The 16622-nt window shown below is 39.9% G+C and carries 21 protein-coding genes; all 21 read left to right on the forward strand.

Features of this window, described 5'->3' with window-relative positions; translation table 11 throughout:
• Positions 1 to 193: 193 nt before the first annotated feature.
• The 21 genes from HY063_05185 (at position 194) to HY063_05285 (ending at position 16526) form a co-directional block, all read left to right on the forward strand.
• A complete protein-coding gene (locus HY063_05185) occupies positions 194 to 2023 on the forward strand; it encodes a tetratricopeptide repeat protein (GenBank protein MBI3501169.1) in 1830 nt (609 codons plus the stop codon).
• An 803-nt stretch (positions 2024 to 2826) separates the two neighbouring features.
• On the forward strand, positions 2827 to 3519 hold the full coding sequence (locus tag HY063_05190; GenBank protein ID MBI3501170.1) for a hypothetical protein: 693 nt from the start codon (positions 2827 to 2829) through the stop codon (positions 3517 to 3519).
• 165 nt (positions 3520 to 3684) lie between these two features.
• Entirely contained in the window at positions 3685 to 3834 is a 150-nt protein-coding gene (locus HY063_05195) for a hypothetical protein (GenBank protein MBI3501171.1), read from the forward strand.
• A gap of 97 nt (positions 3835 to 3931) precedes the next feature.
• The gene (locus tag HY063_05200) at positions 3932 to 4549 is read left to right on the forward strand and encodes a hypothetical protein (protein ID MBI3501172.1); all 618 of its coding nucleotides are present in this window, start codon (positions 3932 to 3934) and stop codon (positions 4547 to 4549) included.
• Between the two features lie 141 nt (positions 4550 to 4690).
• A complete protein-coding gene (locus HY063_05205; GenBank protein ID MBI3501173.1) occupies positions 4691 to 5422 on the forward strand; it encodes a hypothetical protein in 732 nt (243 codons plus the stop codon).
• A 30-nt stretch (positions 5423 to 5452) separates the two neighbouring features.
• The gene (locus HY063_05210) at positions 5453 to 6097 is read left to right on the forward strand and encodes a hypothetical protein (protein ID MBI3501174.1); all 645 of its coding nucleotides are present in this window, start codon (positions 5453 to 5455) and stop codon (positions 6095 to 6097) included.
• A gap of 103 nt (positions 6098 to 6200) precedes the next feature.
• Positions 6201 to 6395: a hypothetical protein gene (locus HY063_05215; GenBank protein ID MBI3501175.1), complete on the forward strand. Its 195-nt coding sequence runs from the start codon at positions 6201 to 6203 to the stop codon at positions 6393 to 6395.
• Positions 6392 to 7252: a hypothetical protein gene (locus HY063_05220; protein ID MBI3501176.1), complete on the forward strand. Its 861-nt coding sequence runs from the start codon at positions 6392 to 6394 to the stop codon at positions 7250 to 7252. Before HY063_05215 ends, HY063_05220 begins: the two co-directional genes overlap by 4 nt.
• Before the next feature lie 3 nt (positions 7253 to 7255).
• On the forward strand, positions 7256 to 7528 hold the full coding sequence (locus HY063_05225; protein MBI3501177.1) for an acyl carrier protein: 273 nt from the start codon (positions 7256 to 7258) through the stop codon (positions 7526 to 7528).
• 17 nt (positions 7529 to 7545) lie between these two features.
• Positions 7546 to 7758 carry a hypothetical protein gene (locus tag HY063_05230; protein ID MBI3501178.1) on the forward strand — a complete coding sequence of 71 codons (213 nt, stop codon included), beginning with the start codon at positions 7546 to 7548 and terminating at the stop codon, positions 7756 to 7758.
• Positions 7759 to 7794: 36 nt separating this feature from the next.
• The gene (locus tag HY063_05235) at positions 7795 to 8232 is read left to right on the forward strand and encodes a hypothetical protein (protein ID MBI3501179.1); all 438 of its coding nucleotides are present in this window, start codon (positions 7795 to 7797) and stop codon (positions 8230 to 8232) included.
• A 21-nt stretch (positions 8233 to 8253) separates the two neighbouring features.
• Positions 8254 to 10080, forward strand: coding sequence for a class I poly(R)-hydroxyalkanoic acid synthase (locus HY063_05240; GenBank protein ID MBI3501180.1), 1827 nt, complete (start codon positions 8254 to 8256; stop codon positions 10078 to 10080).
• 134 nt (positions 10081 to 10214) lie between these two features.
• On the forward strand, positions 10215 to 10982 hold the full coding sequence (gene phbB / locus HY063_05245) for an acetoacetyl-CoA reductase (GenBank protein MBI3501181.1): 768 nt from the start codon (positions 10215 to 10217) through the stop codon (positions 10980 to 10982).
• Between the two features lie 26 nt (positions 10983 to 11008).
• Positions 11009 to 11782 (forward strand): 3-hydroxybutyrate dehydrogenase, encoded by a 774-nt coding sequence (locus HY063_05250; GenBank protein MBI3501182.1) that lies wholly within the window; start codon positions 11009 to 11011, stop codon positions 11780 to 11782.
• 157 nt (positions 11783 to 11939) lie between these two features.
• Positions 11940 to 12428 carry a hypothetical protein gene (locus tag HY063_05255; GenBank protein MBI3501183.1) on the forward strand — a complete coding sequence of 163 codons (489 nt, stop codon included), beginning with the start codon at positions 11940 to 11942 and terminating at the stop codon, positions 12426 to 12428.
• A 20-nt stretch (positions 12429 to 12448) separates the two neighbouring features.
• The gene (locus tag HY063_05260) at positions 12449 to 12883 is read left to right on the forward strand and encodes a hypothetical protein (protein MBI3501184.1); all 435 of its coding nucleotides are present in this window, start codon (positions 12449 to 12451) and stop codon (positions 12881 to 12883) included.
• Between the two features lie 290 nt (positions 12884 to 13173).
• On the forward strand, positions 13174 to 13878 hold the full coding sequence (locus tag HY063_05265) for a hypothetical protein (protein ID MBI3501185.1): 705 nt from the start codon (positions 13174 to 13176) through the stop codon (positions 13876 to 13878).
• A 6-nt stretch (positions 13879 to 13884) separates the two neighbouring features.
• Entirely contained in the window at positions 13885 to 14757 is an 873-nt protein-coding gene (locus HY063_05270) for a hypothetical protein (GenBank protein MBI3501186.1), read from the forward strand.
• Positions 14758 to 14760: 3 nt separating this feature from the next.
• On the forward strand, positions 14761 to 14973 hold the full coding sequence (locus HY063_05275) for a hypothetical protein (protein ID MBI3501187.1): 213 nt from the start codon (positions 14761 to 14763) through the stop codon (positions 14971 to 14973).
• A 321-nt stretch (positions 14974 to 15294) separates the two neighbouring features.
• Positions 15295 to 15768 (forward strand): hypothetical protein, encoded by a 474-nt coding sequence (locus tag HY063_05280; protein MBI3501188.1) that lies wholly within the window; start codon positions 15295 to 15297, stop codon positions 15766 to 15768.
• A 455-nt stretch (positions 15769 to 16223) separates the two neighbouring features.
• Positions 16224 to 16526: a hypothetical protein gene (locus HY063_05285; GenBank protein MBI3501189.1), complete on the forward strand. Its 303-nt coding sequence runs from the start codon at positions 16224 to 16226 to the stop codon at positions 16524 to 16526.
• Positions 16527 to 16622 lie beyond the last annotated feature (96 nt).

The raw sequence follows: 16622 nt of genomic DNA on the forward strand, positions 1-16622 counted from the left end.
AATGTTGTTTTCATAGAAGTTCGTTTTGGTGAACCGCTATGATGATTTATTTTGCCCTTGCTATCTCTCTGCCTGATTTTATTTTTTCAACATCTGCTTGTTTATTCCGAATGTTTTTTACCTTTGTTGCGAAAGTCCTACCATAAATACATTATGTGGTGAGCTTATAGATAAAGGAGAGTATGAAAAAATAATGCAATATGCCAGTATCGCTTTATTTCTTTCTGAAAAATTGAATTTTAAAAAGGGAGAGGCAAGTGCTTATGATAAAATTGCATTTTATTATGGTAATAAAGATAATTATTCAGAAGCCCTTAAAAACCATTTGCAAGCATTAAAAATATCCGAAGAAATCGGTGACAAAAAAGAAATCGCTTGGGCTTATAATAATATCGCCAGTGTTTATTTGTCACAAAACAATTATTCCGAAGCCCTCAAAAATTCTTCAAAGGCACTGAAAATACAAGAAGAAATAGGAGGAAATAAAAAGCGTCTTGCTTATTATTACGGCAACACAGGGGTGATTTATAGCGAAGAAGGTAATCATTCCCAAAAACTTGGAGATACAGCAATGGCAAATAGTTATTACTCTGAAGCGAGAAAAAATTATATTACTACTATAAAAATATTCGAAGAATTAGGGGATAAACAAGGAATTGCAAGTGCTCGATATTACATTGGAGAAATGTATTTGTATCAGAAAAATTACCCTGAGGCGTTAAAAAATTATTTTGCATCATCAAAATTATTTCAACAACTCGAAGAAAGTCAAAATGTTAGTATTGCTTATGTTGCAATCGGAAAAGTTTTAATCAAACAAAAAAAATATTCCGAAGCTTTAGAATATTTGAATAATGGGGCATCACTATCAAAGGAATCAAAGCAAAAATATTTTTTAAAAGAAATGTATAGCGGACTGTCGGAGACATATGAAAAATTAGGGCAACATATGAAGGCATTGGAATATTATAAGTTATATTCTGACATAAAAGACAGTATGTCTGGTGGTGATATGGCAACTAAAATTGCAAAACTTCAAAATCAATATCTGGCAGAACAAGAAGAAAAAATCAGAAAGGTAGAAGGCGCAAAAAAAGAATCTGAACATATAGCAGAAGTCAAACAACAAAAAATAATTATTTATTCTGTTTCGGCAGGTCTAATACTAATGCTCACACTTGCCTTTTTTATTTTCAGAGGATACAAGCAAAAGCAAAAAGCTAATTTGCTTTTAGCGGATAAAAATAAAATCATTCAAGAAAAAAACGAAGACATCACCGACAGCATCAACTATGCAAAAAGAATACAGCAAGCAAAACTTCCAAGCAAGGAAATAATTTACTATGCCTTGCCAGACAGTTTTGTGCTTTTTAAACCAAAAGATATTGTGAGTGGTGACTTTTATTACTTCCATAAAAATGACAAAGCAGTTTTTATTGCATCTGCTGACTGCACAGGACACGGAGTTCCTGGAGCATTTATGAGTATGATAGGTTCAGAGAAATTAGATGACGCTTTGGCGCACAGCGCAGACACTTCCAAAATTCTTTCACATCTAAATAAAGGAATAAAAGTTTCGCTTCACCAGACAGACAGCAACGAATCAACGCGTGACGGAATGGACATTGCGCTTTGCTCCGTAGACACAGACGCGCGTGTTGTAAAATACGCTGGCGCAAACCGACCGCTTTGGATTATCCGTAACGGGCAGACAGTTGTTGAAGAAATTAAAGCAACCAAAAAAGCAATTGGCGGTTTCACAGAGGACAACCAACACTTCGACAGTCACGAAATAAAATTACAGCAAGGCGACACTTTTTATTTATCTACTGACGGCTACGCAGACACATTCAGCGGACAGGATGGAAAAAAACTTATGACAAAAAGGTTCAAAGAAATATTGCTCGACATTCAAACCAAGACAATGCAGGAACAAGAAAAATATTTAGATGACTTTATAGAAAATTGGAAAGCAGGGACAGAACAAGTTGACGACATTTTAGTTATCGGTGTGCGTTTGTAGTGGCGGACAGTTGTGCACTCGTGGACAGCACGACAGAAAATAAAAAAGCACAGGGCATAACAGCGGGTTTAAGAAATGGCGGCTGACGAGCAAATTGAAAGTGTGTGCAATTAATTTACTTTTGTAGCGGGGGACAGTGACGAGCATTTAATCCGCCACTTCTTAAACCCGCAAACCGTTAAATACAATGCGCCCGCCCTATCACGTTAGACAGTAAAGTGCTCGGGAGACTGTCACGTGCGCTCAACAAAAAAATACAGGTTCATGGGGTGGCTGTTCCGCGCTTCGCGGACACTTGCGCAGGCACTCACCGCAGACAAATACAAATGAAAAAACAGCCGGACAATTCAGTTTTCGGCAGACAACTTTGTAATCCTTTGGCCAAAAAGTAAAGGCAAAATGAACGGCAGACAGCTTTTCACTCAGTTTATAGTTGCGTATGCACAGACAGTATAAAAAAAATCACGGCAGATTTCGCAACACTTCATCGCTGCTTTCGCGCAGACAGCTTTTTCCCTGCGCGCGCCAAAGAGCAAACTCAAGAATCAATTGTAAACGCGCCCCGAAATTTAACAGCCGGACACCTGACAACGAAGGTAAAAAAAATGTTTGGCGATTAAAAATTAGTTTATCTTTGCGCCCCATGTTTACACAGCCCAACAGCCCAACAGCCCAACAGCTAAACAGCCGTAATCATTTCATAAAAAATTTCCAGAGTCCTTTTCTGCAAAGCAGAAAGGGATTTTTGCTTTTTATACACCCTTACTCATAATCAAACAAACAACTAAAACCAAAACATCTCTATGAAAAAAATCATCAAGCGGGTTAAAATCGCCCTCAATCTTCAAACACTTGATTCACCCGGTCTCGTATCTTTATTACGCGCCATTGTAAAAGGATTCAACGGACCTCCGGCAAATCCTAATTTTACACCTGCCGATATTGCAAAACTTCCAGTAACCACTGCCGATATGCTGCTGCAGGCAAGCGCACTGGAAAATACGCACACCACCCGCGAAACCAATAAATCGGGCAACCTCACCGCGTTGGAACTCGACCAGTCAGCCACCGTGCAGAACACGCTTTTAGACACGGCTGCTTTTGTAGAAGGGTTTGCCAATAAAAAAGCGGCAGGCGATACCTCCATTGCCGTACAGATAATTACCAGCGTGGGCTTCGGAATCAAAAAAGCATTTGTAAAACACCAGCGTTCTTTTGAAGTGGTGGATACCGATAAAGGGCTGGCTCACCTGCGCACCGTTTCGGCAGGAAGAAGAGCGGCATACCTCTGGCAATGGTCGGCTGATGGAGGCAAAACATGGTCGTTCCCCATTGCCACCATTGGAGCAGAAGTAATCATAACGAACCTGAAAAGCGCGGTTGAGCATAGTTTCCGCTTTGCAGCGGTGGTTCCTGTCATTCTAGGCAAGCCCACTGTGGCAGCAGGCAGCGAGGAGCCAGCTTGGAGCGATGTGATTACTGTGGTTATACCATAATATGCAATGACTGACGCAATCAATACGAAGAAAGTGTATGGCAATGCAATCACTGTCGCAATCAATGCGAAAGTAGCGGAAGTTATTACGATAACTAACCCTTCCTTCGTCAGGATAAACTCAGTGATTAGGTCGACTTGTGCAGTCATTACAAAGACAGTAGAAATGGTCACAAAGACAGCGTATTTCATCACGACCACTGGCGCAATCAATGCGAAGAAAGTGTATGGCATCACGATGACTGGCACAGTCAATGCAATGAAAGCGGAAGTTGTCGCAATGAATAGTCTATCGGAGGCACATATAAAAAGTTGAAGAAAATGTTGCGCGTATTCAAAAATATGTATTACATTCGCCTCCCATTTTATTAAAAACAATTTTATGTAACAAAAACAAAAAACAAATCATCATCATGGAAACAAAAGAAAAAACAAAAAGCACCTATGAAAAAGCCGAGAAGATTAAAAAAAACATTTCTGGCTTTGCAGAGAAATCAAAAGAAACTATCCGCGAACTGATTGGCGCAAGTTCCAAACAAATGGAAAACGCCTTGGATGCCAATGCAAAAATTTTTGAGGGTATCAAGAAAAATCTTGACCTGCAGGAAGTGGATGAGAAGGTTGCCGGCAACCTGAAACACACCTTTGTAAAATCGGTGGAACTGGCGGAAGACGCTTACGATGCCATCATCAATTCCTACACCCGCCAGATGGAACTCACCGTGGATTTCAACAGCCAACTCGTGGAAGCGGTAAAAGAATCAAATCCCGCAAATGCCGACAAGTTTTTGGAATTGATTCATGAGAACTTTGAACGCTCACATCAGCTAACCAGCAAGAACACCAAAGAAATATTGGAGTTCTACAACAAGCACACCAACCTGGCGCTGAACTTCAACAAAACATTTGCTGAAAATGTAAACACTCAGGTAGAAGCCATGTTCCAGATTCAGAGCAGGGGGCTTGACCGATTCACGAATTGGGCATCGGAGTGGTGGAAAAATCCTAAGGACGAAAAAGAAAAAGTGTAACGGGTTACTAATTACTAATCTGTTACGAATTTTACTAATCAGACGTTTGTATTATTCGTAACATTCGTAACAGATTCGTTTATTGGTAACCAGTAAATAACAATAACCAAAACAACAATCAACAAACAACAAATCATCATCATGGAAACAAAAGAAAAAACATTCGCAAGCGCAGCGGAGCAAATGCAGGAAGCATTCAAATCCACTGCCGACATTTACAAGCAGGCATCGCTCTCCATTCTGGAAGCGTACAACAAGCAACTCTCCACTTCTGCCGAGTGGTACAACAATTTTGTTGGAAGCACGCTCAAGACCGACTTTTCAAAGAACTACGAAGCCGCTTCCGACTTGCTGAAAAAGAACATGGAAAATTATCAGCGCACATTAACGGAGACCAGCAAACTCTCCAAAGAGGTGACTGAAAAAATATTCCGTTCATGGAGCGAAGAAGAATCCTTTTTTTCGCCTGTGAGCAAGGAAGTTACAGAAGCGGTGCTCAGCATTTTCAAAAAACAGTCCGCTCTGCTCAACGAATCGGGCGCGCAATTTTTAAGCACTATATATAAGGAAGAAAATCTTAAAGCATCTTCCGAGCAATTTAAAGGGCTTATGGGAAGCGCCATCAAAACATCAGAGCAAACCATCAAAAACCTGATTGACACCTATAATAAGGAAGCGGAGTTTACTCAAAAGGCAAGTGAACAATTGCTCCGCAGCATCACAAAGCAATTTGATGCCATAACAGAAATGAACACCCAACTCTTCAATGACTCCCTGAAAAACTTTGAGCAGGAAAAATCCAAATCAAGTTGGAATCCATTCGCTAAAGAAAAAGCCACAGATGGAAAAACAAACAAAACCAACAAACAATAATAACAATTAACACTTTAATTTTTATGAGCCATGACAACAGTAGAAGAACCAAAAACAAAAAAAGTTTCTGATACATCGGAAGCAAAAAAAACTATCTCTGAGCAACTCGAAGGACTGAAATCCAAATTGGATGGAGCCAGCGAGGAGGCAAAAGAAAACATCCGCGCAGTCATTGACACCTGCACCAAGCAGTACGAACGCGCCATTGAAGTCAACAAGGAGTATGTGAAAGAACTCCGCGAGCAGATGAAAAAACATCAGATGGATACTTCACATTTAGATGAAATCAGCAGTTGCTTGAGCAGTTCGTTGCAACTGTCGGAAGAAGCGATTGACACCCTCATTGATTCCCATCTGCAACGGGTGAACCAGATTGTTGACTTCAACAAAAAAAGTGTGGAGCAATTGAATCAGTCCTATGCAACCGATAAATTCAACTATGAACAATTCATTGCCCTGCAGCAGAAAAATTTTGAACAGAGCATTGAACTTTCTACAAGTGATATGAAAAAAGCGGTGGAGGTATATAATAACCATCTCAACCTATCGGTTAATTTCAACAAGCGTTTTTCAAAAAACATCATCACGCAGATTGATACGCTGATGCAATTTCACAGCAAAGGACTGCAGGCGTACAATAATTGGATTTCCAACTGGTGGGAAAAAGACAAATAAGAAACAGACGGGAAGAATGGAATGGTGGAAGAATGGAATATTGGGGAATCTCCCAACATTTCAATATTTCGTTATTCCATTTTTTTATTGTAACACATAATCAATGAGCAACCATTCAATTTTAGAAGCGGTAGAAAAACAAATCAGCGAATTGGAAGATAAATTGCACAAAGAAATTCAAAAACCAAATGCTTCCAATATTCTAACGGATGAAATGAAAGTATGGCTCCATGCCCTGCACCAAAAGCGCAGAGAAATCATAAGCAGAACAAACGAACCAAACAACAAACAATCATGAAAACAATTAAAACAAAAGTACAATGTACAATGTACAATGTACGATTGGCGTTATTATTCGTAACATTCGTAACCCATTCGTTATTCGTAACCGCCCAATCTTCCACTGATGCCCAAGTAGCCATTCTGAATCATGAACTAAAAACCCTCAAACAGGAAAACGCCCAACTGAAAAAAGAACTCGCAGCGCAAAACAATACGCTGAATGCCGGGCTGGACAGCATCCAACAACTCTATCAAACAGCCGATAATAAAATCAATCTTCAAAAAATGTTGCTGGCGGGAACCATTGAAGGAACCATTGCCCAATTAGCAGAGGGGCAGCAGCAAGCGAATGACCGCCTGAACAGGCACCGAAGCATCATTCAAACATCGCTCGTGCTTGGGCTTCTTGCCATACTGATTTTTGCCTCCTTGCTGGTCTGGCTGATTATATCCTATAAAAAGCATCTTGATAAATTGAGAAAGAACCTCTACGAAAATGAAACAATGCTCCATGAAAATAAAAAAGCATTCAGCGTATTGAGCGTTCAACTCACCGAACTAAAAGATGACCTGCTGGTGTATCAAAAAGCGACAGGCAATTTAAGTAATAAACTCGCTGAATCGAAAATTCAAATCATGGGAGAATTACAAACGACAAATGACGAATTAAATAAAAAGTGGCAGCAGGCAGCAGCAACTGTCAGCAAACAAGATGATACCATGAAAAGGTTAGGTTCAAGGATGGATGACTTAAAATCATCCATTGAAAAAGAAACAGCCGCTCAACTCAAATCACAAGTCATAAATCTCAAATCTGATATGGAAGCGCAAATCACTGCCCTGCAAAAAACAATCCATGTGAAAAATAACTAAGCCATGACAAAAACAATAGACATTAATGGAAAAATTAAAGCAATCATTTACGATAAACTCAGGATTGACCAAAAAGAAATTACTCCAGAGGCAAGTTTCATGAATGACCTTGGTGCTGATTCGCTCGATACAGTGGAACTCATCATGGAGTTTGAGAAGGAATTCAATATCACGATTCCTGATGAGGAGGCAGAAAAAATCAGCACTGTGGGCGAGGCCATTGAGTACATCAAAAAGAACAAAGAACAAAAAATGCTGAGCAAAGCGAAATTCTGATTTATTGAGAATATGAAATGAAAAAAGAAAACACCTTGAACCCCGAGCAGCGTAAAGAAATTATGGACTGGCTTACTAGCGAGATACAAAAATTAAGCAAAGACATTAACCGCTACCATGCAACGAGCCACTACTCCAGGGCAGAACGAGCCGAAGGCGCGCGCGATGCCTATTACAAATGCATTAATGAATTAATGAAATTACAAGACCCAACGAATGCCAACCAATAAACAACAATCCCATCTATGGGGAATAAATTGAAAACCATGAAAAAAATAATTTTGTATTACAGCATTACAGCACTGGCATTTTCCTTTCACTCTGCTGCGTATGCACAGAAGAAAGAAAAAGACAAGCTCCTTGCCGGCAAAGTTTTTGAAGCGGAATTTACCGAGCAAAAGAAAAAAGCGAAACCCGTAAAGGATGACATTATCTTTAAGTCAGAAAAAATTAATGTAAAGGTTATCTCAGAGAAAACAGGATTTACGGATAATCCTTATACGGCATCTGTTGATTCCTCATCAGGCAGCATGGTAATACGCTTTGAATCTGAAGGCAAAAATAAAGATAATGAAGTAATTAAATGGAAGGGCACTGTTACCAAAGAAATCATAGGAGGAACTGCCACCATAACCGATAAAAAAGGAAAGACAAAAACAGAATACTTTTTTTCCGGAAATCTGAAAAGTACAAAGAAGAAATAAATTTATGCAAGAATAAAAAACATGACTGAAAAACAAAAAAACATTTCCGAAATAGAACAGATGCTGAAAGACATGGCAGAAGCAGGCCAGAAGATTTCAAAAGCATATCTTGACAGCATGCCCAATATCATCCATTCCGCTAAGGACGTGATGTCAGGACTTGCTTCCTTGTCAGGCAATATAAATTCCAATCCTGTAGAATTGTCTAAACTACAAAACTGCTATCTTAACTTCTATAAAAAGCAGATAGGATTGTGGCAGGAAATAAATCAACATACGCAAAGCGGAAGCCAGCCCCCCTCCAATGGCGATAAACGGTTTAAATCTCCCGAATGGAACGAAGCCCCTTACTATTTTTACTATATCAAACAAACTTATCTGATGGCTTCTGAATTGTTGCATGAGATACTGGAACAGTCCGCCATAGATGATGCCACAAAAAAGAAATTAAAGTTTTACTCGCAACTATACATTGATGCTCTTTCTCCTGCAAACTTTCTTACTACCAATCCCGAAGCCCTCAAACTGGCGCAGCAAACCGGAGGAGAAAGTTTAAAGAAAGGATTTAAAAATCTCCTCCACGATATGAAGCAAGGCAGAATCAGCCAAACCAATTTCTCTGCCTTTGAAGTGGGAAAAAATCTTGCTACCACACCGGGCAGCGTAGTTTTTCAAAACGAACTCATCCAACTCATCCAATACAAACCACTCACAAAAAAGGTTTCTCAATTTCCGTTGTTGATTATTCCACCGTGGATTAACCGTTATTACATTCTGGACTTGGAGCCGGAAAATTCTTTTGTCCGCTTTGCTGTTCAGCAGGGTTTCACCGTATTTATGATTTCATGGCGCGTGCCAAAAGGCGAGATGGGAAAACTTTCCTTTGACGATTACGCGCAAAAGGGATTGCTCGATGCAATGGCGGTCATTCGCGAAATCACCGGTCAGAAAAAAGTAAATGCACTGGGTTACTGCATCGGAGGAACTTTGCTGGGCGGTGTGAACGCAATACTTGCTGCAAGAGAAGAAAAGGGACAAGAGGCGAGGGACAAGGGACGAATAAAAAATCTCAAATCTCAAATCTCAAATCTCAAATCTCCTCTCAACACCGCCACTTTCCTTGCCACGATGCACGACTTTTCCGACTTCGGACCCTTGAGCGCAGTGGTGGATTTGCCATTGGTGGAAAAATTAGAAAAAGAAATTGGCAAGGACGGAATACTGAAAGGAAGTGATATGACCAATGCCTTTAATATGATTCGCGCCAAAGATTTAATTTGGAATTATGTGTCCAACAACTACCTGATGGGCAAAGAACCTCTTCCGTTTCCTATTCTTCACTGGACAAATGATAACACCAACCTGCCCGGCAATATGTATTTCTATTATCTGAGGCATGTTATTCTAGAAAATAAGTTAAGCAAAAAAAATGAGTTGAAGATTTGTGGCACTCCGGTTGACATGAGTAAAATCAAAACTCCTTGCTATGTAATAGGCACCGCAGAAGACCATATTTCTCCCTGCCACACGGCATTTAACACCACCCGTCTGGTGGGAGGTGAAGTAGAATTTGTAATAGGAGAATCAGGTCATGTGGCAGGAATTATCAATCCGCCAAATGGCAAGTCAAATGGCAAATACGGATATTACAGCAATGGGAAACTCGGAAAGGACTTAGCACATTTTCGCAGCACAGCACAACATCATCAAGAAACATGGTGGCTGCACTGGGCAAAATGGCTGAAAGCACATTCAGGTAAGCAAATAAATGTTCCCGCAAAACTCGGCAGCAAAAAATACAAAGAGATTGAATCAGCACCGGGAAGTTATGTAAAGGAAAAAATGTAAAAGCCCATCTCTATTCACGCTCGCATGAGTCCCTTTGGGAAAAGGGAAGAGAAGAATTACTACATTTACAAAATTATTTTAAAAATTATTTCACTTTGGAAAGGATTTAGGATGAGCTGTAATTCATAGAAGATATGAGAATCAAAAAAAATAAAGTAGCGCTGGTAACAGGAGGAACAGGAGGCATGGGAACAGCCATCTGCGAACGGCTTTACAAAGATGGATTTACAGTAGTCGCCAATTACAGAAACTTTACCAAAGCCATGAAATGGCGCGAAATGGCGAAGCAATGGCGCGATAACCAGTTGCAAATGGGCATTGATGTGAAAATAGTTCAGGGAGATGTAGAAAGTTACAAATCGGCAGAAATGATGATAAAAAAAGTGGAAGAAGAAATAGGCAACATTGATGTACTCATCAACAATGTCGGTATTTCCCGCGATGCCCTGCTCAGAAAAATGACTCCGCAGCAATGGTATGAAGTCATCAACACTAATCTGAACAGCATATTTGTCTGCTCACGCTTAGTCATTAACCAGATGATAGAACGAAAATGGGGTCGCATCATCTGCATCTCATCCGTTAACGGACACAAAGGGGGTTATGGATTATGCAATTACTCGGCATCCAAAGCCGGTATGTATGGATTTGTAAAATCCCTTGCGTTGGAAGCAGTAAAATATGGCATCACCGTAAACAGCATTTCACCGGGCTATACAGCCACTCCTTTACTTACCGGAATACCTCCGGAAGTTCTTCAAAAAATAATCGCGCAAATTCCAATGGGGCGTTTGGCAAAGCCCCAAGAGATTGCCGCTGCCGTTTCTTATCTCACTTCCGATGATGCTGCTTTTATCACGGGTGCAGACCTCTCTATCAATGGCGGACAGTATATGTATTAATTTCTCGGGGAAAATAAATTCCTGAAATGGAAAACAAAACCGCATTAATCACTGGAAGCACCAGCGGCATAGGATTGGCAATTGCAAAACGATTTGCCCGCGGAGGTTATAATATAATTTTTAACGGATTAGAAAAAGAAGGACCCGCTCTTGCCAAAGAAATTGGCGAACAACACCAAGTAAAAACATTTTTTTCACCCGCCAATATGCTCAAGGGAGAGGAAATAAGGAAGTTAATTTCGGAAGGTGAAAAAAAATTTGGAACCATTGAGGTATTGGTGAACAATGCAGGCATACAACATGTGGCACCCATTGAAGAATTTCCGGAAGAAAAATGGAATGATATAATTGGGACAATTCTTACCGCAGCATTTCATACCTCAAAAGCCGTATGGAAAGGAATGAAGGAAAAAAAGTTCGGGCGCATCATAAATATTGCTTCGGCACACGGGCTGATCGCTTCCGAGTTCAAATCGGCTTATGTGTCGGCAAAGCATGGACTTGTTGGACTTACAAAATCGCTGGCTTTGGAAGGAGGTAAATATGGAATCACAGTGAATGCAATTTGTCCTGGCTATGTTATCACTCCGCTGGTCCAAAAACAAATTGAAGAATTATCTAAATTACATGGCATTTCGAAGAATGAAGTAGTGGAAAAAGTCATGCTTTCTGAACAGGCGGTAAAAGAATTTACCACCACAGAAGCAATTGCTGAACTTGCCTTTTATCTTGCATCGGAAAACAGTAAACTTATCACTGGCGCATCCATAACCATTGATGGCGGATGGACTGCGCATTAGTAGAATGGACGCTACTATTATATTAGCATCTTGACTATACAAACTGATAAAAGAAAATTAACTAACCCTTCTATAAAAAAATAATGCAAGTGCCCTGTTTCAAAAGATTTTATACATTCGCCAAAACATTCAACCTCAACCCTTAAACTTTTAAACTATGGCAACACAAAACTTAGTATCAGCATCACTTCCGCCAGCAGATAAAACTGCGGTGCAAATTTCTATTCAGGCAATCGCAACAAAATTGCCTTTCCTGATTTCGCTCACCAATGATGAGCGCAAAGGTGGAATTAAATTGGGCGATAAAACAGTTGCGTTTATTGCAAAAGCAATCAGCTACGCGCAGACAAATCCTTCATTAGTTCCCGGGTATGTGAACCTTGCAGAAATCCAAAAAGATTATACTCTGCAAAAAGACCTCATAGATATTCAGCAATGGCTCGCGGGGCTTCTTCAAAAAATAGAAGACACTCAGCAGGAAGCAGGCGTTGAGGCACTGAACGGGATTCTCGGATTTTATCAGGCGGTGCGTGTGGCAGCAGAAAAAGATGTTCCGGGAGCAAGGGCAATTTATCAGGATTTGAGCCAAAGATTTCCGGGAAGAACAAAAGCTATTGTTCCTCCTGCCCTTGTATCTAAGAACTAAAAATAGCCCCAATTTCGCATTTGCCTCATTTTTTCTCAAAAAAGGTCAAAGGGATTGCTCAAATGGGCAATCCTTTTGCTTTAATGGGCAATCGCTTTGACAAAAAGGTCACTATTATTGACCAAGAAGTGAATCCGACCGTGCCGGCAGGCAGGCAGGTAGACCAACTGATCTATCGCTTTGCCCAAGCCGACACTATTTTTGCCAAAGTCGGCAATCGGTTTGACAAGGCAGTGAATCTGATAGACCAAGTGGTCAATGGACAGCGTGTGACGATACACCATCTTCTCCCGAAGGGATGGATACCCACAAACCCGCAAGGTCAAACACATTCCGCAAACTACTTCAAGGTAAATTCATTTTATTGTTTGCGTAAAGAGTTTGCCCTTGCTGTGTCTTTCGGTAACCCGACAACTTTTCTGCTCCGTAAACTTAAAACCTGTCTCGACAATTAGCATTTTTCTCAGCGGACAGCTTTGTAAACGGACGGCTTCGCATTTATTTTTCGGTATTTCTCGGTGGACAACAACTCTTACAACGCATGACGGGTGCGGATGTGGTTAACAGCGGGCTTGCGCAATGCGGGTTTACTTCTTGAAAAAATGTTTTCAGTATTTAATTATCTTTGTGCTGGCGGACAGCGAAGTGTTTTTTAATCCCGCACTTCGCAAGCCCGCGGAACGTTATGCACCATTTTAAAACGACAAAAAAGTACACACCGACAATCATTTTAAACATAATTTAAATGAAAAAAACATTACAAGTAGGAAAAGAAATCTTATTTACCGACACAAATGACAATTTAGTGAAATGTAAAATAAAAAAGGTTCATATTGGTGAAGGGAATAAAATTATTGGTTGTGAAGCGACAACAGCCGATAATGATTTAATTGATTTAACCATCGAAGAATCAGGAGAAATCTATAAAGAAATTAGTTTTTCTGAAATGCAAATTGGAATGAAGATTGTTTTCAATGACCCCGAAAATAAATTTCAAAAGGGAGAGGTCACAAAAATTTCTTTAGGAGAAGAAAATAAAATTACTGGCTGTGATGTTTTAACCTCCAAAGAAAGTGTCTTTGAACTCTCAGCAGAGGAGGATAAAATATACGCACTGTTTTCTGATGGAGCAAGTAATAATTCAGCTGACAACTCGGCAGAACAAAAAGATTCGAGCAAATCAGAAACAGGGACAGCAAGTTTAGTCGGTTATGGAATTTTATTTGCTATAATCGGATTTGGTGTTGGGTATTTTATTTTTGGAAAAATCCCCTTTGTTGGCACTTATGTTCCACTTGATACACTTTTTGGGACAGTAAGCAATGATAACGCACTCGTGGACATAATCAGCAATGGTATTATGGAACCAATAAAACAAAACATTTACATAAGTACAGGTGTAGGAGGAGTAGTTGGAATTGTAATAGCCGTCATAAAAAATAACAAATAAGAAAAGATGATAAAATTGTTTGCTGTAACATTTTTAATAAGTTTGGTAAGCTATGCTTACCCACAAGACACCATTTCTGAAAATCAGAAAAAACAATTTTTAACAAGCAGTCAATTTCATTTAACTCCTACTCAAATCATCGCTAATTTTAGATCCGTTGATGATGACGGTTGGTTAAAATATGACCAATACGCGGACGCTGTTCCATTTGAAAGCGCATACAACTTGAATGTTTTTGATTACTTCAAGCTAAATGACACATACGATTCCGACTTAAAAAAAGAAGTTTTCAAACAGTCGGCAGAATATAAGACACTCCTTGACAGCATAAAAAAAATAAAAAGCAATTACTTAAATTCAATTTACTACCAAAAAGAGTTTAATAAAGTTGGCGGTGAAGATTTTGAAATGTCGGGACCTGGATATTTTGAAAATGGAAGAACAGATTATCAAGTGAATTACGATATTCAAAAGAAAGGTTTTTCTATTGCAATTGGAGAGGTTCTTCCCTATCAATGCTTGACAGCATTTTGTCCAAAAGTTATTGAGGATGTAGAATTCAGACAATTGCCAACTACAAAAAAATATAACCTCAGTCAAAGTTCAAAAAGTTATACGCAGTATTTATTTATTCCAATGGACGCCACGACAGCATTGGAGATTGAAAATAATCGCAGTCAAGTAGAAATATTAAGAGTATTTAGTATCACTGGACTTTATTCTGCAACTTTTAATGACACTGATTTCTTAGCAGACAATTATGGAAAGAATTGCAAAGCGCAAGTTGTAAAGGGCGGAAATATGCGCCTTATAATTTTTAACAAAGCAACAGACAAAATATATTTTGACAAATTGTATCCAATAACTCAAACAAAATAAATTATGAGAACAAAAACGGAAATTATAAGAGAATTTAATCAGGTACAAACTCTTTGCGACAGATTAATTATGGACATCGGGCAAGGTTATGCGCGCACTCGGCTGACAAATGACAACTCTTTAGTTGCGACAGTTAATCAAAAAATTGAGGCATTTAAAAAAGCAGAAGCACAACTACGGACACTTGAGCAAGAACTTGCAAACTCGTCAGACTAAAAAACGGTAGACAGTTTTCCGTTTTCGTCCGTGTGACAGTCTTGTAGACAATTTCGTAGGACAATCATTTTCGTCTCGACAATTTTTTCTGCAAAGTCACGCGTGTATCGGTGGACTGCCACGACAGACAAAAACGGTGCATAACAGCAAGTTTGCGCTATGCGGGCTGACGTTTAAGTTTGAAAAATTGTATCTTCGGTTTATGTTTGTAATGGCAGACAATTTTGTATTCCAAAATCCCGCACATCGCAAACTTGCAAAACGTTGGCAGTAACCCTATCGCTTCGTGGACAATGGCGAGTAACTTGACACTTTATCTAAATGGAAAATTGGGGACAACATTTCGACAGACAAATTTTTTATCTCTCTACCCGACAGACAAACAACTGGGCTGAGCAACTTCCGACAGACAACTGGCTCGCCTTAACAGTCGGACACGATAAAGACATAAAACTTTACAACGAACTTGCGGACAAGTGCATTGACAAAAATGTTCTTTATGTCTGTGCGGTCGGACACGCTTGCGAACTCATTCACGACATTTTCGACCAGACAGTTATTCAGAAAAAAATTGCAGTTGGGGACAGCGTTGCTTCACCAGACGACTTTGAAAATTCACCAATGACGACTTGGCACAACGACTTTGAGGAAGGTGTTTGGTTTGCGATGACCTCCGCATTTCACGGGACAAAAGACATTGACAAAATCGTAGTCATTGATTTGACCGACAAAAGTGAAAGACAACGGCTGACAGAATTAATTGATAAAATAAAATCGGGCTTCATTCCCGACTGACAGTGCAGACAGACAATAAAATAATTTGTAGCAGTGGACAGTTTCGCACAGACAAAAAAGAAGGGCTACTGCCAACAGCGGGTTTCTGCTATTGCGGGTGACGAGCAAGTTGAAAGTTTTCTGCTTTCTATTATCTTCGCTGCGTGGGGACAGTGACGAGCATTTAAGTCCGCAACATCAGAAACCCGCAAAGCGTTGGCAGCAATGTTAAACGGACAATCAATCACGACAATTTATAAAGTCATCGGGGGACTGTCCGTCTCTTTTTCCACGACAATCTTTTACTTTCCGACAGCTTCTCCGTTTACAACTTTCTCGGGGGACAGTCCCGCGCTGACTTTGTAGAAAAACTTTATCGGGACTGACAATCGGTTCTCACAAAGACGGCTCAACGGTTGGTGACAGCGTGACAAATAAATACAAATACATTTTTCGGGCAGACAACTTTGCAACTCTTGTTCGCTGTTCATCGGCAGAAAACAAATTTATTCGCGGACAGCCAAGCAATAAAAAAATTCAGCGGGACAGTTGCGTTTGTTCCGACCGCTTTTCTCGCAAGACAGTTTCGCACGGAAGAAAAGAAAAAACAAAAACGCAACGACAGTTTTTCATCGGACAATTCTTTCGCGCAGACAGAAAAACAAATAACAAAAACATCGGCAGACAGTTTTATCTTTCATTCGCGGACAGTAACGGACGACAAAAAAGAGCAACGAACTGCCAACATCAGGTTTGCGCTATGCGGGCTGACGTTTTAATTTGAAATTTGTATCTTCGTTTTGTGTTTGTAGTAGCGGACAATTTTGTATTCCAAAATCCCGCACATCGCAAACCTGAGGAGCGTTAGCAAAAAC

The organism is Bacteroidota bacterium (assembly GCA_016195025.1).
In the GTDB taxonomy this organism is placed as follows: Bacteria; Bacteroidota; Bacteroidia; order Palsa-948; family Palsa-948; genus Palsa-948.